Origin of the sequence: Alistipes megaguti, assembly GCF_944320325.1 — a bacterium.
In the GTDB taxonomy this organism is placed as follows: domain Bacteria; phylum Bacteroidota; class Bacteroidia; order Bacteroidales; family Rikenellaceae; genus Alistipes; species Alistipes megaguti.
On record NZ_CALUHA010000008.1, the window covers coordinates 39,416 to 63,643 of the forward strand.

At 59.0% G+C, this 24,228-nt stretch carries 20 protein-coding genes; 11 read left to right on the forward strand and 9 right to left on the reverse strand.

What is annotated here, in order from left to right:
* Nucleotides 1-129 precede the first annotated feature (129 nt).
* The 5 genes from PUQ42_RS03610 (at nucleotide 130) to PUQ42_RS03630 (ending at nucleotide 3,810) form a co-directional block, all read left to right on the forward strand.
* Nucleotides 130-342 (forward strand): helix-turn-helix domain-containing protein, encoded by a 213-nt coding sequence (locus PUQ42_RS03610; protein WP_232009245.1) that lies wholly within the window; start codon nucleotides 130-132, stop codon nucleotides 340-342.
* Nucleotides 343-448: 106 nt separating this feature from the next.
* Complete coding sequence (locus tag PUQ42_RS03615) at nucleotides 449-964, forward strand: CvpA family protein (protein ID WP_087311156.1); 516 nt, start codon at nucleotides 449-451, stop codon at nucleotides 962-964.
* Nucleotides 957-1,883 carry a ribosome small subunit-dependent GTPase A gene (gene rsgA, locus PUQ42_RS03620; protein ID WP_087404115.1) on the forward strand — a complete coding sequence of 309 codons (927 nt, stop codon included), beginning with the start codon at nucleotides 957-959 and terminating at the stop codon, nucleotides 1,881-1,883. The genes PUQ42_RS03615 and rsgA overlap by 8 nt, the downstream gene beginning before the upstream one ends.
* Nucleotides 1,864-2,589, forward strand: a complete 726-nt coding sequence (locus tag PUQ42_RS03625; protein WP_087311158.1) for a TrmH family RNA methyltransferase — start codon at nucleotides 1,864-1,866, stop codon at nucleotides 2,587-2,589. Before rsgA ends, PUQ42_RS03625 begins: the two co-directional genes overlap by 20 nt.
* A gap of 21 nt (nucleotides 2,590-2,610) precedes the next feature.
* Nucleotides 2,611-3,810 carry an aspartate aminotransferase family protein gene (locus PUQ42_RS03630; protein ID WP_273371068.1) on the forward strand — a complete coding sequence of 400 codons (1,200 nt, stop codon included), beginning with the start codon at nucleotides 2,611-2,613 and terminating at the stop codon, nucleotides 3,808-3,810.
* A 47-nt stretch (nucleotides 3,811-3,857) separates the two neighbouring features.
* Here the strand turns inward: PUQ42_RS03630 and nfo are convergent, their stop codons facing one another.
* Nucleotides 3,858-4,709 carry a deoxyribonuclease IV gene (nfo, locus tag PUQ42_RS03635; RefSeq protein ID WP_273371070.1) on the reverse strand — a complete coding sequence of 284 codons (852 nt, stop codon included), beginning with the start codon at nucleotides 4,707-4,709 and terminating at the stop codon, nucleotides 3,858-3,860.
* Between the two features lie 96 nt (nucleotides 4,710-4,805).
* Here nfo and PUQ42_RS03640 point away from each other — a divergent pair, with 96 nt between their 5' ends.
* Entirely contained in the window at nucleotides 4,806-5,978 is a 1,173-nt protein-coding gene (locus tag PUQ42_RS03640) for a DUF3078 domain-containing protein (protein WP_273371073.1), read from the forward strand.
* A complete protein-coding gene (locus tag PUQ42_RS03645; RefSeq protein WP_087311162.1) occupies nucleotides 5,978-7,618 on the forward strand; it encodes a S41 family peptidase in 1,641 nt (546 codons plus the stop codon). Before PUQ42_RS03640 ends, PUQ42_RS03645 begins: the two co-directional genes overlap by 1 nt.
* Nucleotides 7,619-8,120: 502 nt before the next feature.
* Here PUQ42_RS03645 and deoC read toward each other — a convergent pair.
* The 4 genes from deoC to rpsO all read right to left on the reverse strand — a co-directional run bounded on the left by deoC (nucleotide 8,121) and on the right by rpsO (nucleotide 13,793).
* Complete coding sequence (gene deoC / locus PUQ42_RS03650) at nucleotides 8,121-9,002, reverse strand: deoxyribose-phosphate aldolase (RefSeq protein ID WP_087311163.1); 882 nt, start codon at nucleotides 9,000-9,002, stop codon at nucleotides 8,121-8,123.
* A gap of 100 nt (nucleotides 9,003-9,102) precedes the next feature.
* Complete coding sequence (locus tag PUQ42_RS03655) at nucleotides 9,103-10,824, reverse strand: hypothetical protein (RefSeq protein ID WP_273371076.1); 1,722 nt, start codon at nucleotides 10,822-10,824, stop codon at nucleotides 9,103-9,105.
* Between the two features lie 390 nt (nucleotides 10,825-11,214).
* Nucleotides 11,215-13,431, reverse strand: a complete 2,217-nt coding sequence (pnp, locus tag PUQ42_RS03660) for a polyribonucleotide nucleotidyltransferase (protein WP_273371079.1) — start codon at nucleotides 13,429-13,431, stop codon at nucleotides 11,215-11,217.
* Nucleotides 13,432-13,520: 89 nt separating this feature from the next.
* Nucleotides 13,521-13,793, reverse strand: coding sequence for a 30S ribosomal protein S15 (gene rpsO, locus PUQ42_RS03665; RefSeq protein WP_273371083.1), 273 nt, complete (start codon nucleotides 13,791-13,793; stop codon nucleotides 13,521-13,523).
* 191 nt (nucleotides 13,794-13,984) lie between these two features.
* On the opposite strand from rpsO, the gene PUQ42_RS03670 reads away from it, so the two are divergent.
* The 3 genes from PUQ42_RS03670 (at nucleotide 13,985) to PUQ42_RS03680 (ending at nucleotide 17,085) form a co-directional block, all read left to right on the forward strand.
* Nucleotides 13,985-14,995, forward strand: coding sequence for an FAD:protein FMN transferase (locus PUQ42_RS03670; RefSeq protein ID WP_273371085.1), 1,011 nt, complete (start codon nucleotides 13,985-13,987; stop codon nucleotides 14,993-14,995).
* Nucleotides 14,996-15,032: 37 nt separating this feature from the next.
* Complete coding sequence (locus tag PUQ42_RS03675) at nucleotides 15,033-15,908, forward strand: YegS/Rv2252/BmrU family lipid kinase (RefSeq protein ID WP_087311167.1); 876 nt, start codon at nucleotides 15,033-15,035, stop codon at nucleotides 15,906-15,908.
* A 262-nt stretch (nucleotides 15,909-16,170) separates the two neighbouring features.
* Entirely contained in the window at nucleotides 16,171-17,085 is a 915-nt protein-coding gene (locus PUQ42_RS03680) for an AraC family transcriptional regulator (RefSeq protein ID WP_087311181.1), read from the forward strand.
* Nucleotides 17,086-17,635: 550 nt separating this feature from the next.
* Here the strand turns inward: PUQ42_RS03680 and PUQ42_RS03685 are convergent.
* Nucleotides 17,636-18,163 carry a DJ-1/PfpI family protein gene (locus PUQ42_RS03685; protein ID WP_087311182.1) on the reverse strand — a complete coding sequence of 176 codons (528 nt, stop codon included), beginning with the start codon at nucleotides 18,161-18,163 and terminating at the stop codon, nucleotides 17,636-17,638.
* Between the two features lie 165 nt (nucleotides 18,164-18,328).
* Here PUQ42_RS03685 and PUQ42_RS03690 point away from each other — a divergent pair, with 165 nt between their 5' ends.
* Nucleotides 18,329-18,676: a winged helix-turn-helix transcriptional regulator gene (locus tag PUQ42_RS03690; protein WP_273371090.1), complete on the forward strand. Its 348-nt coding sequence runs from the start codon at nucleotides 18,329-18,331 to the stop codon at nucleotides 18,674-18,676.
* A 487-nt stretch (nucleotides 18,677-19,163) separates the two neighbouring features.
* Here PUQ42_RS03690 and PUQ42_RS03695 read toward each other — a convergent pair whose 3' ends face one another.
* The 3 genes from PUQ42_RS03695 to PUQ42_RS03705 all read right to left on the reverse strand — a co-directional run bounded on the left by PUQ42_RS03695 (nucleotide 19,164) and on the right by PUQ42_RS03705 (nucleotide 24,137).
* Nucleotides 19,164-20,378, reverse strand: coding sequence for a glycoside hydrolase family 57 protein (locus PUQ42_RS03695; RefSeq protein WP_273371092.1), 1,215 nt, complete (start codon nucleotides 20,376-20,378; stop codon nucleotides 19,164-19,166).
* 12 nt (nucleotides 20,379-20,390) lie between these two features.
* Complete coding sequence (locus PUQ42_RS03700) at nucleotides 20,391-21,710, reverse strand: glycosyltransferase family 4 protein (protein ID WP_317125084.1); 1,320 nt, start codon at nucleotides 21,708-21,710, stop codon at nucleotides 20,391-20,393.
* A 303-nt stretch (nucleotides 21,711-22,013) separates the two neighbouring features.
* Nucleotides 22,014-24,137: an amylo-alpha-1,6-glucosidase gene (locus tag PUQ42_RS03705; protein WP_273371094.1), complete on the reverse strand. Its 2,124-nt coding sequence runs from the start codon at nucleotides 24,135-24,137 to the stop codon at nucleotides 22,014-22,016.
* Nucleotides 24,138-24,228: the final 91 nt, after the last annotated feature.

Consider the following 24,228-nt stretch of genomic DNA (forward strand, 5'->3'; position numbering starts at 1 on the left):
CGATCTTTGACTTTCAGTGTGTTAATGCTTCTGTTTTTTGCTTGTTGGTATCATATATGATACGCATGGTGCAAATATAAAGATAAAAATTTGTACCGCAAAATTTTTGTCAAGATTTTTGAAATGGGAATGGATTATCAGGAGGAGATAAGATATATCTCCGGGAGAATCAAGGAGTTGAGGAGGGCGAGTCAGCTGACGGTCCAGGAACTGGCTTACAGGTGTGACATGGAGAGATCCAACATGAGCCGTATCGAAGCCGGTCGAACGAATCTGACGGTTAAAACCTTGTGTATAATTTGTAACGCTCTGGGAGTCAAGCTTCGGGACGTAGTTCGCTGAGCCTTTATACTTATATTAATCGAAGACAGGTCAAAAAGGCGGTATCGGTGCTTTTTTTGGCTCGTTCAGGTAATTTTCGTATCTTTCGGAACTTAAAAAGCGCTGCTTGAATACGATTGATCTGCTTGTCTGCCTGGTGCTGGTGCTGGCCGTCTGGAATGGCTGGCGCCAGGGCTTCATCGTACAGATTTTTTCGCTGGCGGGGATCGTCGCGGGGATCTGGCTGGCGGCGCGTTTCGGCGCCGAGGTCGGTGCGCTGCTCCGGCTCGACGAAGAGGTGGCCGCAGCGGGCGGTTTCGTCACGGTGCTGATCGTGGTGGTGCTTGTGGTGGCCATTGCGGCACGATTGGTGCGTCGTCTCTTTCACTTTGCGGGGTTCGGCGTGGCGGACATCCTGTTGGGCATTGCCGTCTCGGTGGTGAAATACCTGCTGGTCATGAGCGTGCTCTTCTCGGCTTTCAGCCGGCTGAATGCGGACTATACGCTGGTCAAGCGGCAGACGCTCGATGAGTCGCGGAGCTACCGTCCGATTCTTCGGCTTTCGGAGAGCCTCTTCCCCTTCGTGGAGCGGATGTACGAGAGAATCACCTTTCAGAACGATAACAGACCAACCGATGAATGAGCGATTTACAGCCACCGTCGTGCGTGCGACGGGCAGTTGGTACGACGTGGCCACGCCGGAGGGCGGGCATGTGCGCTGCCGGATCCGGGGGCGCCTGCGCCTGAAGGGGGTGCGGTCGACCAATCCGGTTGTTGTGGGCGACGTGGTGGAGTGCGAACGGGAGGAGACTCCCGGCGAAGGGGTGATCGTGGAGATTCGCCCGCGGCGCAATTATGTCATCCGCCGGGCTTCGAACCTCTCGAAGGAGTCGCACATCATCGCCTCGAACATCGACCAGGCGTTGCTGATGGTCACCTTGCAGTCGCCCGAGACTCCGCCGGAGTTCGTGGATCGTTTTCTGGTGACGTGCGAGGCCTACAAGGTGCCGGTGACGATCCTGCTGTCGAAGATCGACCTGCAGGATCCGGAGGCCGTGGCCGACTTCCGGGCCGTCTACGAGGGGGCCGGATACCGTGTTCTGGAGGTTTCGGTCCGGGACGGACGGGGTGTGGAGGAGGTCCGCAGGTTGTTGACCGGTTCCACAACGCTCGTGTCGGGAAATTCGGGAGTCGGGAAGTCGACCCTGATCCAGACGATCGACCCCGCGCTCGACATCCGCACGGGTGAAATCTCCGAGAGTCACCACAAGGGGCGCCATACGACCACCTTCTCGACGATGTATCCCCTGCAGGGGGGCGGAGCGGTGATCGACACGCCCGGGATCAAGGGTTTCGGACTGATCGACATCGACGATGCCGAGTTGTGGCACTACTTTCCGGAGATGATGCGTGTGGCTCCGGGGTGCCGTTTCTATAATTGCACGCATACCCACGAGCCGGGCTGTGCCGTGGTGGAGGCGGTCAAGGCGGGCGAGATTGCCTGGCCGCGCTATGAGAGCTACCTGAAAATCCTCGACGAAGATGAGAAGTACCGCAAGTAACGACACGACGCCGCGCAGCGATGCGCTGTTCGGTCCCGAGGCGGGGCCTGCGGCGGAGCGGATTGCCTTCCTGGCGGAGTTCATGACCCCCGAGCGCTACGGCGTGCTGCGGGGCAGCGTAGCCATGCGCATGCGCTACATGACGGTGCTGGCCGAGAACATGTACCACGGGCAGAATGCCGCGGCGCTGATCCGCCATTGCGACGCTTTCGGGGTGCAGCATCTGCACACTGTGGAGACGCGCTGCACCTTCCGCCCCAATCCGGTCATTGCGCGTGGGTCGGAGCGATGGGTCGATGTCGAGCGCCACGCCTCGACGGCGGAGGCCATCGCCTCGCTGCGGCGCGAGGGCTACCGCATCGTGGCCACAACGCCCCACCGCGAGGATGTGACCCCCGAGACGTTCGACGTCGCGAAGGGGCCCTTTGCGCTGATCTTCGGCACGGAGCACGCCGGCATTTCGGACGAGGCGATTGCCGGAGCCGACGAGTTTCTGCGCATCCCGATGTGCGGACTGGTCGAGAGTCTGAACGTTTCGGCCTCGGCGGCGATCCTGATCTACGAACTCTCGTTGCGGGTGCGGCGTACGGTCGCGGGGTGGGAGCTTCCGGTCGCGGAGCAGGCGGCGTTGATGGAGCGGTGGATGCGGCGCAGCGTGAAGGATGCCGATGCAATCCTGCAGCGACGCTTCGGCACTGCGGAGTGACGTTTTAACAAGCGAAATAGGATGAGTACGATTCTTCGGAAACAGTTTTTGGCCCACGTGGCCCAGACGTCGCCTTCGCCGATGCTGGTGGAGGTGGCCCGGGGCGAGGGCACCTTTTTCTACACGCCCGAGGGGAAACGCTATTACGACCTGGTGGCGGGGGTTTCGGTGAGCAACGTCGGACATGCCAATCCGGCCGTGGTGCGGGCCGTGCAGGAGCAGGTGGCGCGCTACATGCACGTGATGGTCTACGGCGAGCTGGTCGAGACACCGCAGGTGACTTATGCGGCGAAGATCGCCTCGCTGCTGCCCGGCGATCTGGAGAGTGTCTACTTTGTCAACTCGGGCGCCGAGGCGGTCGAGGGGGCGCTGAAGCTGGCCAAGCGCTTCACGGGCCGTACGGAGATGATCTCCATGCGGCGGGCCTACCACGGTTCGACCCACGGTGCGATGAGCATGATGGGCGCCCCCGAGGGTGAGGAGTGGAAGGGGGCCTTCCGGCCGCTGCTGCCCGACGTGCAGGCCATCGAATTCAACGACTTCGACCAGCTGGAGCGCATCACGCGCCGCACGGCCTGCGTGCTGACCGAACCGGTACAGGGCGAGGCGGGTGTGCGTCCTCCGAAGCCGGGTTACCTTGAGGCGCTTCGCAAGCGTTGCGACGAGACGGGGACGCTGCTGATCTTCGACGAGATCCAGACGGGTCTGGGCCGCACGGGCGAGCTGTTCGCCATGCAGAAGTACGGCGTGGTGCCCGATATCGTCTGCCTGGCGAAGGCTTTCGGCGGCGGCATGCCTCTCGGGGCCTTCATCGCGCGCCACGAGGTGATGGATACCCTGCAGCACGACCCCGTGCTGGGACACATTACGACCTTCGGCGGCCATCCGGTCTGCTGTGCGGCGGGTCTGGCGGCGCTCGACTACCTGCTGGAGAACCACGTCGTCGAGACGGTCGAGGCGAAGGGTGCCTTGTACGAAGAGTTGTTGCGCGACCATCCGGCCGTGCGGGAGATCCGCCGCAGCGGTCTGTTGCTGGCCGTCGAGCTGGGCTCTTCGGAGCGCCTCTACCGGATCATGGAACTCTTCAAGGAGGCGGGGATCCTGAGCGACTGGTTTCTCTTCTGCGACACGGCGTTCCGTATTTCGCCGCCGCTGACGATCTCCGAGGAGGAGGTGCGCGACAGTGCGGCGCTCATTCGCGAATGCCTCGACCGGCTGTAGCCGGTCGAGGAGGGGGGAAAAAGAAAAAAAGTCCCGCTGCCTATGCCCTATTGCGCCTCGGCGGCGAAGGCCTTCAACCGGGCGATCTCCTCGGCCCAACGGCTCTCGTCGGGGGTCTCGAGGATCAGTGGAATGGCGTCGAACCGCGGATCGCGGGCGATGTAGCGGAAGCAGGCCTCGCCGATCATCCCCTCGCCGAGCGACGAATGGCGGTCGACGCGGCTTCCGAGAATCTTCATCGCATCGTTCAGATGCATCCCCTTCAGATAACGGAATCCGACAACCCGCTCCAATTCGGCAAAGGTGGCTTCGCAGGCCTCCTCGGTGCGCAGGTCGTAGCCGGCGGCGAAGGCGTGGCAGGTGTCGATGCAGACCCCGACGCGCGACTTGTCCTCGATGCGGTCGATCAGATAGGCGAGGTGCTCGAAGCGGAATCCGAGATTCGAACCCTGCCCGGCGGTGTTCTCGATGACGGCCGTGACACCGTGCGTCTTTTCGAGGGCGAGGTTGATCGACTCGGCGATGCGGTCGAGACTCTCCTCCTCGGAGATCTGCTTCAGATGGCTTCCGGGGTGGAAGTTCAGGCGGTCGAGCCCCAGCAGTTCGCAGCGCTTCATCTCGTCGGTGAAGGCCGTGCGCGACTTTTCGAGGGCTTCGGCCTCGGGGTGTCCGAGGTTGATCAGGTACGAATCGTGGGGAAGAATCTGCGCCGGGGTGTACCCGCACTCGTCGCAGGCGCGGCGGAAGGCGTCGATTTCGGCCGCGGTCAGGGGCTTGGCCATCCACTGACGCTGGTTCTTGGTGAAGAGGGCAAAGGCCGTGGCGCCGATGGCCCGGGCATTGCGGGGGGCGTTCTCCAGCCCGCCTGATGCGCTGACGTGTGCTCCGAAGTATTTCATGGTGTTCGATGTTTCGTGTTGTTTTGGACAAAGTTAAGGAATTTGTAAATAAATTCATAACTTTGCATTTTGGAAATATAACGCCTTGAACCCGTTATGAAACGTTCACATGTGCTTCTCGCAGGGTTTTTCCTGCTGTTTTCGAGCCTTCCGGCCGCGGCCCAGATCTCGATCGACGAGGTCAATGCCGAGCCCTCGGACGTGAAGTTCCACGATGAACTGAAATCCACGTCGGTGGATGTCGACTATTTCAGTCTGGCCCGTTACAGGGCCGAGCGTGCCGCCATCCGCAAGGAGCGCAATGATTTGGAAATCAGTGCAGGACTGCAGGGCACGTTGACCTCCTATAACGATCCATGGATCTCCGTATCGGGCGGTGATAACTCTATTGCGCTGGTCGCCTCGTTCAACCTGAGGCATCTGTTTAAGAAAAACCTCTTCTCGATTGAGACGAAGGCTTCTGCCAAACTGGGTTACAACCGCATGAAGGTGGAGACGACGAACGCGGAGAACGAACCGGTGAGCAACGGCGTGTGGTTCAAGAATCAGGATGAGTTTGTCGTATGGGTCAATCCGGCCTTCAAATTGGCCAAAAACTGGTCCTACGGTTCGACGTTCCAGTTCCGCAGCCAGTTCGTCAACGGCTACAAGTCGCGTACCGAGCAGGAACGTGAACATCTGAAGAGCTCCTTCCTCTCGCCGGGTTACCTCGACATTTCGCTGGGTTTGACCTACAAGAGTCCGCTTGCGAAGTTTCCCATAGCGGTCAATATCTCGCCGGTAGCCCTGAGTGCCGTTTTTGTGGAGAGTTCGCGAATTCGGAGCAACAGTTGGGATAGCAACAAACCGGGGTGGGAATCTTATGGTCTGGCCTCTGAGGGCAAGACCTCGAAGTACGAGGGCGGTTCGTCGGTGGAGATCAACTTCGACCGCACGTTCGGCAAGACGGGTTACCTGCGCTATCGAACGACGCTCTATACCTTCTACGGTTGGATCACCGACGTGGGGCAGCCGCACAAGTATAACGATTACAACCGCTATCTGGATGCCGTGCAGACGTGGGAGCAGAACGGTTCGGATCCCGAACTCAAGCCGCGCCTGGCGATTCATCCGACGGTGCGCTGGACCAATACCGTGGATATCAAGGCCACGAAATTCCTGACGACGACGCTGAGTTTCCAGCTCTACTACAACCGGGCGCAGAACCTCTCCGTACAGACCGAAACGCTGTTGAGCGTCGGTCTGACCTATACCTTCAAGAACAAGTGATGTACCGCAATTCGAAACAGACGATTCTCTTCCCGCTGCTGCTGGCGGCGGGTGTGGTAGCGGGGCTGCTGCTCGGACAGTACCTCGGACGCAACACGACGGCTTCGCAACTCAAGGGGGTGTTGGACCGCATGACGCTCCCCTCCAACAAACTCACCTACACGCTTTCCCTGATCGAGAACGAGTATGTCGACTCCGTCTCGATGGATTCGCTCTCCGAGCACGTCATTCCGCTGCTGGTGCGTGAACTCGACCCCCATTCGGTCTATATTCCGGCCTCGGAGATGGCCGCGCTGAACGAACCGCTCGAAGGGGAGTTCGACGGCATCGGCGTGGTCTTCAACATGGCCACCGATACGGTGATCGTGCTGAACGTCATCCCGCAGGGCCCGAGCGACAAGGCCGGGATCAAGGCCGGCGACCGGATCATCGAGATCGACGATTCGCTGGTGGCCGGGCGCAAGATTCCCCAGAACGAGATCGTACGGAAGCTCCGCGGTCCGCGCGGCTCGAAGGTGCACCTGGGGCTCGAACGGCAGGGAATTCCGGATCTGGTGCAGGTCGAGGTTGAGCGGGGTGTCATTCCGATCAAGAGTGTCGAATCGTCGTTCCGCATCACCGACAGCATCGGCTACATCAAACTGGGCCAGTTCGCACGGACGACTCACGAGGAGATCCGCCGTGCGCTTGCCGCGCTGCAGGCCGAGGGGGTCAACAAACTGATTTTCGACCTGCGGGGCAATTCGGGCGGTTATCTCGATCAGGCGATCGGCGTAGCCGACGAGTTTCTGCACGAAGGGCAGCTGATCGTCTATACGGAGGACCGCCACCACCAGCAGTTGCGAGAATACGCCGACGGCGGAGGTTCGGCCCAGAATATGGAGCTGGCCGTGCTGATCGACGAAGGGAGCGCCTCGTCGAGCGAGATTCTGGCCGGCGCCCTGCAGGACAACGACCGCGCCACGATCATCGGCCGGCGTTCGTTCGGCAAGGGGCTTGTGCAGCGCCAGATCCCCTTCAGCGACGGTTCGGCGCTGCGTCTGACGACGGCCCGCTACTACACCCCCACCGGCCGATCGATCCAGAAACCCTATACGATCGGCGACGACGAGAGTTACGAGGAGGATCTCTACAACCGTTACCGCAACAACGAGTTCTTCTCGGCCGACAGCATCCACTTTGCCGACTCGCTCAAGCGGGTGACGCCCGGCGGCAAGGTCGTATATGGCGGCGGAGGCATCATGCCCGACATTTTTGTACCGGCTGACACGACCGATGTGACCCCCTATTTCGTCGAGGTCGTGGGCCGCAACATCCTCTACCGCTATACGATCGAGTACGCCGACCGTCACCGCGAGGCACTCAATGCCGTGCAGACGATCGATGATCTCGAGACGCTGCTCGACAGCGACCGGGCGCTGGTCGAGGATTTCATCCGCTATGCGGCCCGCAAGGGGGTTGCGCCGCGCTACGGCGACATTGCCCGTTCGCGCAAGCTGATCGAGGCGCAGCTTCGGGCCTATATCGGCCGCAATACGCAGCTCGAAGACAACGGTTTCTATGCGAATATCTATCCCGTGGACAACGTCATCATGCGGGCGATTGCCGTTTTGAAAGGAGAGGAGGCCAGCGATGATTAAGCGACTGATCGGTTTTGTGGTGACTTTGGCCGTGCTGGCCGTTGTGGTGATAACGATCCTTCATCACGGTCGCTACCGTTCGATGCTTCCGTTCGGTGATCCCGGTGTGACGCTTGTGCCGCAGGATTCACAGCGGGCTCCTGTTCCGACGCAGGAGACTGTCGGGGATACGGCCGTACGCTCCGGCTCTGAAGCGGTTCCCGGAACGAAACCTGGAGTGGACTCCGCGGCTATTCCGGGTGATACTCCGGCAGAACCCTCCCTGTCGACGGATTCTTTGCGTTGAATCCATCGGGAAACCTCTGGTTCTGATCTTGCGGTTGCCGGATTTCAGCTTCCGCCCGGTCTTTCCGCAATTACTTGGTCCTTCGGTCTGCCGGCGGTCTTTGCCTCGCTTTGAGGGGCGCCATTGTCTCGCAAAGGCCGGTTGATGCGCGTGAAAAAACGGCAACCTTTCTACAAAGGTTGCCGTTTCCCGTACAATGCAAATTGTGCAGGGCTGCTAATAGTATTTGATCGTTTTTCCTTCGATGGCCGAGAGGATGTTGTTGGCGGCCGACGAGGCTCCGATGCGGAAGAGATCCGTCGTGAGCCACTCCTTGCCGAGAATCTCCTCGACGATCGTGTAGTAGAGGGCAGCCTCCTCGGGGGTGCGGACGCCGCCTGCGGCCTTGAAACCGACCTTGCGGCCCGTCTTTTCGTGGTAATCGCGGATCGCCTGGCACATGACGACGGCGGCTTCGGGTGTAGCGGCCACGTCGATCTTGCCCGTTGAGGTCTTCACGAAATCCGCACCGGCAAACATCGACAGCAGCGACGCGTTGCGGATCAGTTCCGGAGTCTTCAGCGCTCCGGACTCGATGATGACCTTCAGCACGATGTCGCTGTCCATCTCCGTGCGGATCACCTCTACTTCGTTGGCGGCTTCGTCATAGGCCCCGGTGAGCATCTTGCCGACGTTGAGCACGATATCGACCTCGTCGGCTCCGTTCTCCACGGCCATGGCCACTTCGAGGGCCTTCACCTCGAGGAAGGTCTGCGAGGCAGGGAAACCGCCAGCCACACTCGTGATGCGCATCGGCGTGCCGTCAACCGCAACGCCTACCGTATCGACGAATGCCGGATAGACACAGATCGAGGCGACATTGGGGATTTCGGGGTATTTTTCGTAGAATTCTGCGGCCTTGCGGGCGAATTCGGTGACCGAAGCGACCGAATCGTTGCACGAAAGCGTCGTCAGATCAATAGCCGAGTAGCAGAACTTGTATACCTCGATATTGTGATTCCGCTCTTGGGCGATCTTGCGGAAGCGGGCGACCTCTTCGTCTACCTGTGCGGGGCTCCAGGCCGGCGCGTACTCTTTGAGATGGTTGGCGTATTCCATACTTAACGGTTTTGCACAAAAGTAGGAAAATTATTCGTACCGGCAAAAAAAAGCCCGGATCAATCGATCCGGGCCCGTTTATTCCTCAGTGCGGGAGGAGTTATTTCTTCAGCGCCTTGAGGTTGACGTCCTTGGCAGCCTTGGCGGCGAGCTCGGGATTCTTCGAGGTAGCGCTCTTGAGCTGAGCCTCGGCGGTCTTCAGGTCACCCTCCTTGACGGCGATGACGGCACGCAGGTAGTCGGCCTCGGCGGAGTTGTCCTTGGCGATGGCCTTCTTGGCACCGGCCAGGTCGTTGGACTGAACCAGGGCGATAGCCTCGTTGTAGCCGGTCAGACCCTTGGCAGCGGTCTTGTAGTCGCCCTCGGCAGCAGCCATGGCAGCCTTCGATTCGGCGTCGGCGGCAGCGGCATACTTCTTGGCCTCGGCGGTGTTGCCGTTAGCGAGGTTGGCCAGCAGGAGGTTCTTGTTGAGCTCTTTCGAGGAGTCGAGCTTGGCAGCCTTTTCGAAGGACTCGAGGGCAGCAGCCTTGTCGCCGACTTCGGTCTGGGCAACACCGAGGTTGTTCCAGATGCGGGCGTCGTTGTACTTCTTCGAAGCGGCGGTGAGGATTTCAACCTGCTCGGCGGGATCCTCGGTCAGCTCCTGAGCGGCGTAGAGGTAGTGCTCTGCGGTGAGTTCGCCACCGTTGCGGTAAGCCTCCATGATCTCAGCATCGGTCAGACCCTGAAGATCGGTGCTGTTGACGATCTGCGAGCGACGGAGCTCGGGCAGGATCTCCTTCTTCAGCTCCTCGAATACGGAGGACATGTTCTTGATTTCGGCCTCACGCTCAGCGGGCGAGTTGTAGAGGCTCAGCACCTGGAGAATGAGGTTCTTGTCCTGGATATTGGACTTCTCGACGAGCTCCTTGAAGCCGTCCCAGTCCTCACCGTAGGCAGCGGCGTCGATCTCCAGACCGGCATCCTTGAGCAGTTTGGCAACGACCTTCTGGCTGGACTCGCTACGAGCCTTGGAGAGCTTGTCGTTGAACTTCTCCGGACCATCGGGCGAAGCGTAACCCTTCACGGCGATGTTCTGGGTAGCGCGGTCGTTGTCGAGGTTCTTGTCGACGTTGGCCTTGAAGGTGTCGAGGTTTGCGTTCTGCTCGTTCTTCTTCGTCACGACGGAGGAGTTGATGGCATAGAGCAGGTCGGTCTTGTCAACGACGGTGGTAACCTTCTTGTAGTCGTTGGGCATCTGCTCCATCAGATCGCTGTACTTGATATCCTTCTGCAGGGTGTTCAGACCGTAAGCGACCGTCAGGCCGAACTCCTTGGCCAGGGCAGCCTTGGCAGCCTCGTCATTGCCGGCCAGCACGGCAGCCTCCTCCTTGGTGGGGATTGCACCGTTGTTGAGGTTTACGAGCGTAAACTCCTTGCACTTGCCCTTCGGACACTTGATTTCGGCGCGGAGCTGGAGTTCGCACTGATCCATGCGGGGATCGTAGGCGAATTCGACATGCTGCGAGAAGTTTCCACCGGTGGTCTTGTCGACAACGGCGTAGTTCTCGTCCACCTTCGAACCCTGATAATATTTGGTCGTACCGGCAACTTCGCCGCCCTCGAAAACGATGACGGGCGTTACCTTGATCACAGCCTTCTTGTTGAAGTACTCTTCGGGGAACGTGACATTGATGTCAGCGGCCACGATGCCGTTGTTCAGTGTCAGAATCTCGGGGGTCACCGTCAATTTGATGTCGTCCCGATTTTGGGCCATCTTCTTGAAGCAGTTACAGCTCGAGAATGCCAAAGCGGCAGCTACGAGCACAACGCTCAATTTCATGATGTTTTTCATAATAGATAAAGTTAGTGTGTTTATTTGTTGTTTGCCTTATTTTCGATTAAAAACCGATACGTCCGCTTGTGAATCGGGGCGTATGTCTGTTCTCTCACTCTTTTATCCCTCTCTCCTCTCTGTTTTTCTCTCCAGCGCTTCATTTAGCGCCTCGTACCTTCTTTTTCTTCGTTTTGTCTCTTTTCCCGAGCACCTCCGCCACTTCATCTCTCTCTGTCGGGTGACCCGCTCCTGCGGGTTAAGTCGCTGGATCCGAGCCGGTGGGCAGTCTGAGCCGCTGGAACAACGCAAATATAGAAAAGTCCGGCAAATTATGCAAAATTTCGGGCGGAAAATGTAAATAAAATTTCCGCCCGAAATGTCACATTCACAAACGTTTTATTCGTCCTTGTGGTCGTGCCGCGGGCGGCGATCGCCGCGGTCGGGTCTGGGACGACGCTCACGCTCGACATAACCCTCGGGTTTCGGGAGCAGGGCCTTGCGCGAAAGCTTGAGTTTGTTGGTCTTGGGATCGACGCCGATGAGCTTGACATCGATCTCGTCACCCTCCTTCAGACCGGTCTCCTCCATGGTCTCGAAACGCTTGTAGTCGATTTCGGAGATGTGGAGCAGGGCATCCTTTCCGGGGAGGATCTCGACGAAGGCGCCGAATGCCACGATCGAACGGATCTTTCCGTGATAGGTTTCGCCCACCTCGGGGATTGCCACGATGGCCTTGATGCGGGCCAGTGCAGCGTCGAGGGCGGCCTTGTCCACGCCGAAGATGTCGACGATACCCTTGTTGTCGACCTCGGTGATGGTGATGGTGGTGTTGGTGGTCTTCTGAATATCCTGGATGACCTTTCCGCCGGGGCCGATTACGGGGCCGATCATATCCTGCGGGATGGTGATCTGGACGATGCGCGGTACGAAGGGCTTGTAGTCGGCGCGCGGCTCGGCGATGCACTCGGTGATCTTGTCGAGGATGTGCATGCGGCCCTGACGAGCCTGCTCGAGTGCTTTGGCGAGGACTTCGTACGAGAGGCCGTCAACCTTGATATCCATCTGCGTGGCGGTGATACCGTCGCGCGTACCGGTTACCTTGAAGTCCATGTCGCCGAGGTGGTCCTCATCGCCGAGGATGTCGGAGAGGACGGCCCACTTGCCGGTTTCCGAGTCGGTGATCAGACCCATGGCGATACCCGACACGGGCTTCTTGATCTTCACGCCGGCATCCATCAGGGCGAGCGTACCGGCGCAGACGGTAGCCATCGACGACGAACCGTTCGACTCGAGGATGTCCGAAACGACACGGACGGCATAGGGGTTCTCCTCGCCCAGCGGAATCATGGGCTTCAGGGCGCGCCATGCGAGGTGTCCGTGTCCGATCTCACGGCGCGACAGACCGCGTGCGGCCTTTGCCTCGCCGGTCGAGAAGGGCGGGAAGTTGTAGTGGAGCACGAACTGCTCGGTGCCCTGCACGAGCACCTCGTCCTTGACCTTCTCGTCGAGCTTCGTACCGAGGGTGACCGTTGCCAGGGCCTGGGTTTCGCCGCGGGTGAAGATGGCCGAACCGTGGGCGGCGGGCAGGTAGCCCACTTCGCACCAGATGGGACGGATCTCGTCCGTACGGCGGCCGTCGAGACGTTTGCCCTCGTCGAGGATCATGTTGCGCATGGCCTTCTTGAGGACGTCGTCGTGGAAATACTTGTGGATCAGCGGGGCCTTCTCGACGAGCTCCTCTTCGGTGTAGCGCGAGGCGAATTCGGCCTCGAGGGCGTTGAAGAGGTCCTCGCGTTCGTGCTTCATCGTGCCGCTCGTAGCGATGGCGTAGGCCTTGTCGTAGAGCTCCTTGATGATGGTCTGGCGGAGCTCCTCGTCGTTGACCTCGTGGCAGTAGGTGCGTTTTACGTCCTTGCCGAGCTCCTTCGAGAGCTCGATCTGTACGGCGCACTGCTTCTTGATCTCCTCGTGTGCGAACTTGATGGCGCCGAGCATGACCTCCTCGGAGACCTCCTTCATCTCACCCTCGACCATGAGGATGTTGTCGATCGTACCGCCGACCATGATGTCGAGGTCGCACTCGGGCATTTCGGAGAAGTTGGGGTTGATGGCATACTGCCCGTTCTTGCGTACGACGCGGACCTCGGAGATGGGGCCTCCGAAGGGGATGTCCGACACGGCCAGGGCAGCCGAAGCGGCCAGACCGGCCAGGGCATCGGGCTGAATGTCCTTGTCAGCCGAGATGAGGTTTACGGTGACGTATACCTCGGCGTGGTAATCGGCGGGGAACAGGGGACGGAGGGCGCGGTCGATCAGACGGGCCACGAGGATTTCACTGTCGTTGGCCTTTCCTTCGCGCTTCATGAAGCCTCCGGGGTAGCGGCCGCATGCGGCGTACTTCTCCTTGTATTCGACCTGCAGGGGCATGAAGTCGGTGTCGGGTTTTGCATCCTTTGCGGCCACGACGGTGCCGAGGAGCATCGTGTCGCCCATCTTGACGACCACGGCGCCATCGGCCTGTTTGGCCAGCTTGCCCGTTTCGATCTCGATCTGGCGGCCGTCGCCGAGGGTGATGATCTTGCGGACTGCGTTGTACAGCTTCTTTTCTTCCATAAAAATTTTAACCTATGATGTGCTCGATTTTTTTCGCAAGAAAATGAAGGCAACCCCCTTCGGGAATTGCCCTCATTTCAAACCTCGGATTACTTACGGAGATTCAAGGTCTTGACGATGGCGCGGTAGCGCTCGATGTCGACCTCCTTGAGGTACTCCAGCAACTGGCGGCGCTTGCCGACCAGACGCAGCAGCGCGCGCTGGGTGCCGAAGTCGTGCCGGTTGTTCTTGAGGTGTTCAGTAAGGTGGATGATACGGTACGAAAACAACGCGATCTGGCTCTCGGGCGAACCCGTGTCGGTGTTAGACTTGCCGTACTGGCCGAAAAGCTCCTGCTTTTTCTCAGCTGTTAAATAAGCCATTTTGTAAAAGTTTATTTAAGTTCCACTCTACGACGCATCCCCCTTACCGTGGATAACGCCAGAGCGTTGGGCAAAGGTACGAATATAATTATGATTTAGGAATGAAAAGTCGAAAATTCTTCGTCTTTTCGGGCGAAAAATGAAAAGTTTACGGGGAAAATCGTATTTTTGTGCCTAAACGCAGGAAAATTATGGGAAACAAGCGAGTCCGCGGCGCCTGGGCCGTGGTTGCGGCAGTGGTTCTGGCCTCGTGTACCGGACGCCCCGACTATACGACCGTTGACGGGGTGATGCTGGGTACGACGCTGCATATCGTCGCCGACGTGCGCGATGCTTCGGCACAAGAGCTCTATGCGGCCGTCATGGATCTCGACCGCGAGGCGAAAGCTTCGATGTCGATCTTCGAGGAGAACTCGTTGCTGAGCCGTCTGAACCGCAACCAGACCGATACGGTCGACCGCCATATCGCCTTCAACCTGCGGCTGGCCGACAGTATCGGCGCCCTGAGCGACGGCCGCTACGACGTGACGGTCAAGCCGCTGGTCGAAGCATGGGGCTTCGCGGGCAAGGAGGCGCAGGCACACCCGAACATCGATTCGATCCTCACCTTTGTCGGACGTGAGAAGGTGCACATCGAGGGCAACCGCCTGGTGAAGGCCGATCCGCGCGTGCAGCTCGACTTCAACTCCGTGGCCAAGGGCTATACGGTGGATCTGCTGGCGGCGCTGGTCGAGCGCTTCGGTGCCGAGAACTACATCGTCGACATCGGCGGCGAAGTGCGCTGCCGGGGTGTCAACCACCAGGGCAATCCGTGGCGCATCGGCGTGGAGACACCCTTCGACGGCAACATGAGCGACGGAGAGTATCTCCAGCGTCGGATCAGCCTCTCGGAGGGCGGTCTGGCCACGTCGGGCAACTACCGCCGCTTTTATCTGGATGCCGACGGCAACAAGGTGGCCCATACGATCGATCCCCGTACGGGACACAGCGTCGTGTCGCGGCTGCTGTCGGTGACGGTGGTGGCTCCGACGTGTGCCGAGGCCGATGCCCTGGGGACGATGTTTCTGGCCATGGGGGCCGACGATGCGCGTGCGGCCGTCGACCGCATGCCGGGCGTGAAGGTCTACTTCATCCTGGCGGGCGAGGGTGACGCCTATGAGGAGTATGTCTCCCCGGCGATGAAGCCGCTGATTCTGGAGTGAAACTCCCCGGACCAACCCATTCGAACGACTCTTATCTATGAAAACCGCCGTATTTCTCTATAATCCCGAATCGGGCCGGGGGCGCGTCGCCCGTGAAGCCGAACAGATCGACGAGATCTTCCGTACGAACGGCTACCGGGTTATTCCGCAGCCGATCGACTTTGCCGTCAATCCCTTCGAGGGCCATGAGACGATCGATCTGATGGTCGTGGCCGGAGGCGACGGAACCATCAATTTTGCCGTCAACGCCATGAAACGCAAGGGTCTCGATATTCCGATCGGGGTGATTCCGGCCGGGACGGCGAACGATTTTGCCGGGGCGCTCGGCATGTCGAACGAACTGCTCGAAGCGGCGCGTCAGGTCGCTACGGGTTGCGAGGATCGGGTCGATGTGGGCCGGGTCAACGACCTGTGGTTCGTCAACATCTTCTCGTTCGGGATCTTCACGACCACCTCGCAGCGTACGCCCAATTCGCGCAAACACCGCATCGGCAAACTGGCCTATATCATCGAGGGGGTCAAGGAGTTCCGGACGATCCATGCCGTGCCGCTGGAGATTGTGGCCGACGGCGAGCATTTCGACCTGCGGTCGCTGATGGTGCTGATCTTCAACGGCGAGACGGCGGGCGGATTCCGCCTGGCGCGCACGGCGTCGATCCGCGACGGACTGTTCGACTGCATTCTGCTTGAAAAGAAGGATCTCTTCCGTTCGACGCTGGCCATGGGACAGTACCTGCTGGGCGGCAATCCGAAGATTGTCCGCCACTTCCGGGCCCGGAAGATCGACATCCAGTCGACGGTCAACGAGCCGACGGATGTCGACGGACAGCCCGGTGCCGAATTCCCGCTTCACATCGAGTGTGTGGCCGGCGGTTTGCGGGTGGTGCGTCCGTGCTCTGCGGAGGCGGAGTGATCTTCCGCTGCCGGTTGCTTTTGGGGGGCCGGTTGCTTTTCGGGGGGGGGAGGTTGCTTTTTCGGGGACCGGTTCACGGCCGATGGGATCTGCAAATCTTCGTCCTGCTGTCTCTTCCATGATCCGATTCAATTCTGATTTGGTTTGCCAATTTTGCAAAATTTGATCTTGTTGCAACTTTTTACACATTCGGGTGTTTTTTTATGTCCTGATTTGCTTTTTCGCCCGGTAAAATGCTATATTTGTCAAAAAACACGACCTTATGGCGGAACATGGCAAAACGACGCGCGGCAGCGGACGGGAAGGCCTTCATAAAGTCTCCATCTCCCGGATCAAGAAGGAGATGAACAATGTCTTCTATCTTTCGGACGATCTGGTCATCACGACGCTGACGGCCGACAAGAACACTACGGCCAACTATCCGACGACGGTCGACGGCTTCACGGCCATCATCATGATCTCCGGAGAAGCGGTTGTGTCGATCGACATGCAGAACTATACGGTGCGTCCCAATATGATCGTCTTCTTCAATCCCGATTCGATCATCCGCACGGTGAAATGCTCGCCGAATGCCGCCGCCTACCTGCTGGCCTTCTCCAAGTCGTTTGTCAACGAGATCCAGATTGACCTCTCGACTTCGCTTCCGGTCTACATGCGCTTTGGCAAAGCCCCGGTGCTGGAGGTGACGCAGCAGGATGTTGACGAGATCCGGCAGTTGTTTCTGATGATCAAGACGATGCTGTTGAGTGACAAGGAGCGCTATCGTCACGAGATCATCCGTACGCTCTTCACCGCGGCTTTCTATATCATCACGGAGATCAATCTGCGCGAGCAGCCCGGTGAGATGAAGCAGGGGCGCTGCGAGGTGCTTTTTGACGAGTTCATGTCGCTGCTGCAGCAGTACAGCAAACGCGAACGCAACGTCAGCTTCTACGCCAAGCAGTTGAACATCACGCCGAAGTACCTTTCGTCGGTGGTCAAGGAGGTGAGCGGTAAGACGGCGGCGCGGTGGATCGACGAATCGGTGATCCTCGAGGCCAAGGCCCTGTTGAAATATTCGGGGATGAGCATCCAGGAGATTGCCTACCACCTGAACTTTTCGACGCAATCCTTCTTCGGCAAGTATTTCAAGCAGCATACCGGCACTTCGCCTTCGCGCTACAAGCGCAAAGGGTAGCGGGACGCCGAGGTAACGTAGCGGCAGGACGCCGAGACGGCAAGGCGGTGAGGACGGCAGGATGGCGAGGACAGTAAGGACGGTAAGACGGCGAGGAGGTCAGTTATCGGATACTTTCGTTTTTTTGCCCGGGCGGTCGGCGATCTGTGGGGATGGTGGTCTGTCGGAGTGCTGATCTGTGCAGGACGTGCGGCCGTAGGGTCGGTTCGGCCCATTTGCCCGAACGGAGCGGCGATCTGCTTGCCGGGGCAATGATCTGCCGCAGGAGTATCGAGCCGCGTATCGGAGTGATAGCCAACGGGGAGAAGCCACAACCCAGAGCTTGAACCGTTGTAACAGGCAAAACGACCGCCGGAGTCTCTCCGGCGGTCGTTTTCTTTGGGCAGGTCTTCTGTCCCGGAATTCTCGGGCGGGTTTTTCTTCCGGACTCCTTTTCCCTGTCGTCCTTTCGGAGGCTTCTTATCGGGGCCGTTTTTCCGGCTGACCTTTCGGCCGCCTCACCCCTCCCCCTCCGGTTTGTGACCGGCAGCCCGATGTCTTTTTTGTACAACTACTTCAACGCCTCGATGACGCGGTCGATCATCGTCGGAATGGTGTGCTCCTGCTGGGCGGTGAAGTAGTTGCCGTCGATCTCCGACGGAGCGTCGGTGGCAATCGGCCCCTGCACACCGGCCTTGGCCATCGGGTGTACGGCGACGCGTTTTCCGGCGGCGATGCCGGCGAATCCGAACATCAGTCCGGCGGCGCAGTGGCCGATCATCAGTTTGCCTTTCTCCCCGAAACGCTTCAATACGGCCATCAGATCCTGATTCCAGGGATCCGAGGCGTGCTGGGCGAAGACCGGAACGGCATCTCCGCAAGCGAAAACCAGCGCATCGTACTCCTCCTCGTGTCCTTTCAGATCGGCGATCACTCCGTCGACGGTCAGTGTGACGCCCGAGTTGGTGCGGATCTCCCGCGTGGGGGCTACGGCGAATACCTTGTAGGGAATCTTGTTTTCATAAAATGCTTCCAGATACTGGAACAGCCCCATCCCGTTTACGGGATTGACGGCTGCAACTGCAACTTTCTTGGCCATGTTTCTCTTTTTTGAATGGTTTGTCGGTTATTTTCCGTAAGTTTCTTACCTTTGTATGCAAAGGTAGGGGCGCATTTTCAAATAAACAAGAACGCACCTGCCTGTTAGCAGGTTACACGGAGGTAACCTTTGTTGAAAGAGAACAGGATGGAGACGAGAAAAACGTTGAAAAAATTTCCTCCCACGGGGAGTTGTCCGGTTCGGGATGTTCTGAGTCGGATCGGGGACAAGTGGTCGATGCTCGTTCTGCTGACACTGCACGCCAACGGAACGATGCGTTTCAACGAGATTCACCGTTCGCTGGAGGATATTTCGCACCGGATGCTGACCGTCACGCTGCGGATGCTGGAGGCCGACGGGCTGATCGCGCGCGAGGTTTTTGCCGAGGTCCCGCCGCGGGTCGAGTACAGCCTCACCGAGCGGGGATCGAGTCTGTTGCCCCACATCTTCGGACTGGTGGAGTGGGCTCAGGCCAACAAAGCCTCGATTTTCGAGGAGCGTGCCCGTCATTGAGGGGTGTGCAATCTTGGGCGGCGATTTGGCCAGATCCCAACTGGTCAGACTGTTCGCCGGTGTGGTCTCCCCGGTGTTGTTCTTTTTCAACCTTGCAGTTGACTGAACTCGTCTTTTCTGTCCTTTCCTTCTCCTTGGGGTCTCTTTGTCTTTTCCCGTGTTCGCTCTGTTCCGAACGGCCTTTTCCTGCTCCACCTTGTTCCCCGAACTCGTCCCTTTGCCTCTTTTCCGCACCCGTTCTTGCTTCCGACCGGGGCTGCTTTTTCTTGTGTACGGTCTCTTCCCGAAGCTCGTTTTCCCGGATCTTTCTCCGGCTCCTCCTTTCTCCGGCTCTCCTTTCCGATTGTACCCGATGGGGTGTCAGCTGTCTTCAGCCTTCTGACGCCAGCATCGACTTGTGGCGCTCCTCCCCGCCCTTCCTTCAAAAAAATGAGCTCGCTGTCAGTTGCGAGCTCCTTTTTCGTTCGGCGTGAAACACCCCTTCCTCTTATGCTTTTTTGGCATTTTTGACGGCCAGCGCCTTATCCAACTCGATGATAAAGTCCGAGAGGACGTTCATGTAGTTGATGAAGGCATCGTAAGCCGAGTCATAGGGGTTGAAGTAGGAGTGCACGTCGCCGTCCGAGAGCCACTTCGTGGCCATATAATAGAAGTGGTCGGAGGTCTGCATGAAACTCCATACGTAGTCGAAATCGGGACTCTTCAGCGCCTTGACCTTCTCTTTCTGGGCATAGAGTTTCGAGAAGGCCTCGTTCTGAAGTTCGTTGCCCAGCCATGCGGTCACGTCACGCTCCTCGTCGGCCCACGACATCACGTGCGGGCAGTGGAGTACGGCTACGGGTTGATATTTCTTGGCCGCTTCGGTGACGGTCGCGAATTCGAGTCCGTTCTTCTTGGCCAGGATGGCCTTCGGCAGGGCACGCATGAACTCGAAGATGCCGGTATCGGCCGTCTGGTGCTCACCGAAGGTTTCGTAATCCATGAAGAGGTTGATCACCTCGCCGGGGGTATCCTCCGAGGCGAGCCATCCGACATACTTGTCGGCCGTCAGCGGCCACTGGTCCCAGCTGCGGTTCGAGAAGCGGAAGGCGATGTCGTCCGAGAGCTTGTAGTTGCGCAGCAGCAGGCGCAGTTTCTGGTCGATGGCGTTGGCATAGACGTAGTTGGGGGATTTCCAACCCAGGACGTGCTTGGCGCCTTCGGCCAGCATCGTGCGGAATCCCATGCCGGCGACCATGGCGCCGATCTCGTCCGAGTAGATCAGCTCCGTGTTGCGGAAGGCGGTGGGCTTGACACCGAACTCCTTCTTGATGAGGTTGACGTGGAGTTTGACCTGCTCTTCGAAATCCTCCTTTGAGGCGAGCGAGGCGAGCGAGTGGGAGTAGGTTTCGGCCAGGAACTCCACGCATCCCGTAGCGGCGAGCTCCTTGAACGATTCGAGGACTTCGGGGGCGAAGGCCTTCATCTGCTCGATGGCGCTGCCGGTGATCGAGAACGAGCAGCGGAACTTGCTCTTGTTCTCCTTGATGAGCTTCAGCAACAGGGCGTTCATCGGCAGATAGCACTGCCGGGCGACCTTCTGCATGATGGCACGGTTCTGCAGGTCATCCAGGTAGTTATGGTCCTTGCCCATGTTGAAGAAGCGGTACTTTTTCAGACGCCAGGGCTGATGTACCTGAAAGTAGAGGCAAACGGTTTTCATGTTGGTGAATGTCTATTTTGATTGATTTTTGTTCTCTTCGATGACGTCTTCGTAGACCTTCTTGATTTTGGCCGCGGCATCGTTCCACTTGAGGTTCGTCACCTCTTCGAGTCCTTTCGACGCGAACATTTTGGCCAGCGCCGGGTATTCGATCAGACCGTAGATGGCATCGGCCAGGGCGTCGACATCCCAGTAGTCGACCTTGACGGCATAATCGAGCACTTCGGCCACACCGCTCTGCTTGGAGATGATCACCGGGACGTTCGAACGCATGGCCTCGAGGGGCGAGATGCCGAACGGCTCCGAGACCGAAGGCATGACGTAGACGTCCGACAACTGGAACATCTTGTGGACGTCTTCGCCGCGGAGGAATCCGGTGAAGTGGAAACGGTCGGCGATTCCGAGGCGTGCGACGCGGCGGACGATGTGGTTCATCATGTCGCCCGATCCGGCCATCACGAAGCGGACGTTGGGCACGCGTTTGAGGACCTTGGCGGCCGCCTCGACGAAGTAGTCGGGGCCCTTCTGATAGGTGATTCGGCCGAGGAAGGTGACGATCTTGTCCGTCACGCCGCGTTCGGGTACCGCCGTTTCGTGTTCGGCGAAACGCACGGCGTTGTGCACCGTCACGACCTTGTCGGCCGGGATTCCGTAGCGGTTGATGACGATGTTGCGGGTGAGGTTCGAGACGGCGATGACGCGGTCGGCGGCCTCCATGCCGGCGCGCTCGATGGCATAGACCTGCGTGTTGATGTTCTCGCCGCTGCGGTCGAATTCCGTGGCGTGCATGTGGACGACCAGCGGTTTTCCGGAGATACGCTTGGCGGCGATTCCGGCGTAGTAGGTCAGCCAGTCGTGGGCGTGGATGACGTCGAACTGCCCCTCCAGATCGTGGGCCACCTGGGCCGCAACGACGGCGTAGCGGGCCACCTCTTCCATCAGATTGGCGCCGTACTTGCCCGAGAAGGTGTAACGCTGTTTCCAGGCGTCGGTTGTCGACCAGGTCCGCTGACCCGACTTGACATACTGTTCGTGGTAGGACTGATACTCTTCGGGGGAGATGTAGGGGACCATGTTGGAGTCGATGTGGATGAACGACATCTTTTCGAGGATGTCGTCGGCACCGCTGCCGGTCGAACCGTAGAGGGCTTCGACTTCACTGGCATTCAGGACGTGGGTGAAGCGCTGATCCTCGTCGCCGTAGGCGTGCGGGACCACGAAGGTCACATCCACACCGTTGCGAGCCAGACCGCGGGTCATTCCGTAGCAGGCCGTTCCCAAACCGCCCGCAATATGGGGCGGGAACTCCCATCCGAACATTAATACTTTCATATATTCCTTGTTTTATCTGTGTATCGTTGCGTATACGCTTTTGTCCGGCTTTTCCTCTGGTTCTCTGGCACTTGGCATTCTCTTTGCGTCGGCGGATCCCGTCTCTCCGCCCTTCTGGTCCGAGGAGAGGGTGATGGCCGTCGCCGGTTCGAGGACACCTTTTCACTCTCAGCATTGCTCCTGCGGTGATCGCATACGATCCCGCGAGGGCCCAGGCTGGTGTCCGGAAGACCCGTGCCGCGATACATGAGCGCGGGAAGACTTTTCGGGTCTCAACTCTTCCGGACCGTCGGGCTGCGGCTGCTATTTTGCGGCCGTCTTCTTGGTTGCGGCCTTTCGGGTCGTCTTTTTGGCCGGTTTGGCCTCAGCTGTTTTTGCCTCTTTTACCTCTTCAGTTTTCTTTACGGCCTCCTTTGCCGTGGTTTTGGCTGCGGCCTTGGCTGCCGTTTTGGCGGTCGTTTTGCGTGTACTCTTCTTTTTGGGCTCGGCGGCCATCCGGGCCTTGCGCTCCTGGATCATGGCGTAGATGTCCAGGACGGCCCCCACGCTCCACGCCTGCGAAATGGCGCCGCGCGGCGAGTAGGGAGGATCGGCATCGAACAGTTCGCCGATCGAGCCGATTCCGTAGGTCTGGATGTCCTCGTTGAAGTTTTCGAGAATCTCCTCGGCCTCGGGCAGGAACGAGTCGCCGTTGATGTCGAAGCAGGCCTGTACGTAGAACTCCAGCAGCCAGGTCCATACCGAACCGTTCTTGGCCGAGAACTGGCGCTCGCGGGGCGAACCCTCCTGCGAACCCTTGTAGAGGGGGTTTCGGGGCGAGAGCGTCCGCAGACCCTTCGGGGTGAGCAGGTGCTGGCGTACGGTCTGGATGACGGCCAGCTGCGTCTGCTCGTCGATCATCTTGAAGGGCAGGCCGCAGGCGATGATCATGTTGGGGCGGATCTCCCGGGCCGGGCCTTCGAATCCGATGTAGTCGGCCAGATAGCCCTCGGGCAGCGTAAAGAGTTCGTTGAATGCGGCCTTTGTCTTTTCGGGGAGCTTCTCCCAGGCCTTGACGAACTTCTTGTCGCCGTTTTCGGCAGCCAGCTTCAGGGTATAGCAGAGGGCGTTGTACCACAGGGCGTTGACCTCGACCTGATAGCCGTTTCGCGGGGTGACGGGTTTCCCGTCGATCATGGCGTCCATCCAGGTCATCGGCTGACTTTCGCACGAAGCCCAGACGAGCCCGTTCTCGTTGAGGATGACACGGCCGGCCACCCCTTCGCGGTAGGCCTCGAGGATCTGCTTCATGGTCTCGCCGTAACGCTCCCAGAGGGCCTTGGCGCCGATCTGGGGTTCGAGCTGCTGCAGCGTCCAGAAGAACCACAGCGGGGTGTCGGCGCCCTGGGCGGCCGAGAAGCCTCCGCAGAACATGCCGTGACAGAGGTTGCGGGTCTGTGTGTCGAGGGCATCCATGCAATCCTCCTTGTGGTTCTGCCGCAGCGTGATGCCGGGCAGCGAGATGAAGGTTTCGCGGCCCGTGACGCCGTGCCAGGGATACCCGGCGATGACTTCGGTGCGGTTGCCCGGGCGGCGGATCAGGAACTGACGGGCCGAGTGTTCGAGGCAGCTGATGAAGTCGATCTTGTGGGTACGGCGGGCGATCGAGCCGGCGAAGAGTTCGTCGATGGTCTTCGTCGAGCCCATTTCGTCGAGCGAGGCGGAGAAGATGATGCTTTCGCCCTTCTTGAGTTCGGTTTCGAAGTATCCGGTGGTCATCAGATCCTCGTGGCCCTCATAGCCGCGGGCGATATCCTGCAGGTATTCGAAGTTGTAGTACCAGTCGGGAGCCGGGACGAATTCCGTGTCGGGCTTGTTGGTCTGGAGGTAGAGCCAGGGGAACGAGCCGTAGAGGCGGCACTTGACGCCGTTGACAGCGGGATAGGAGTGTCCGTCGGCCTCCATGTTGGCATGGGTCAGCTCGTGCTTGTCGCGGAAAGCGAGGAACGGGCGGAGGCGGAGCCGGGTTTCGGAGTGGGCATCCACGAGCGTGTAGCGGATCATGAGTTGCGTGCGCTTGTGGATCCAGAGCATCTCCTTTTTGAGGATCACGCCGCCGACGCGATAGGTGATCGTGGGGGTAGGCGTGTACTCGAAATCGGTGATGTACTTGTGGCCGCGGGGCTCATAGGTCCCCTTGTAGCGGTGGAGGGCCAGGTTGAAGGACTGGTCGTGCTGGATGATGGTTTCGTCGAGTGCCGACAGCAGCACATAGGTGCGGTCGCTGGTGTCGATGGGGGCGACCATCAGTCCGTGATAGCGGCGCGTGTTGCAGCAGACGATCGTCGTGCTCATGTATCCGCCGATTCGGTCGGTAGCGAGCATTTCGCGCTGGAGGGAGTACTCCAGGTTTCCGAGTTCGCTTTTGTCGAAGGTTAATGCTGACATATGCTAAAAAAATGCTTTTTCTCGTCCATTAAAGTTATTGAAAAATTCGAAAATCAGCAACTCTGTTGCTGAAAAACGACACTTTTCGCAC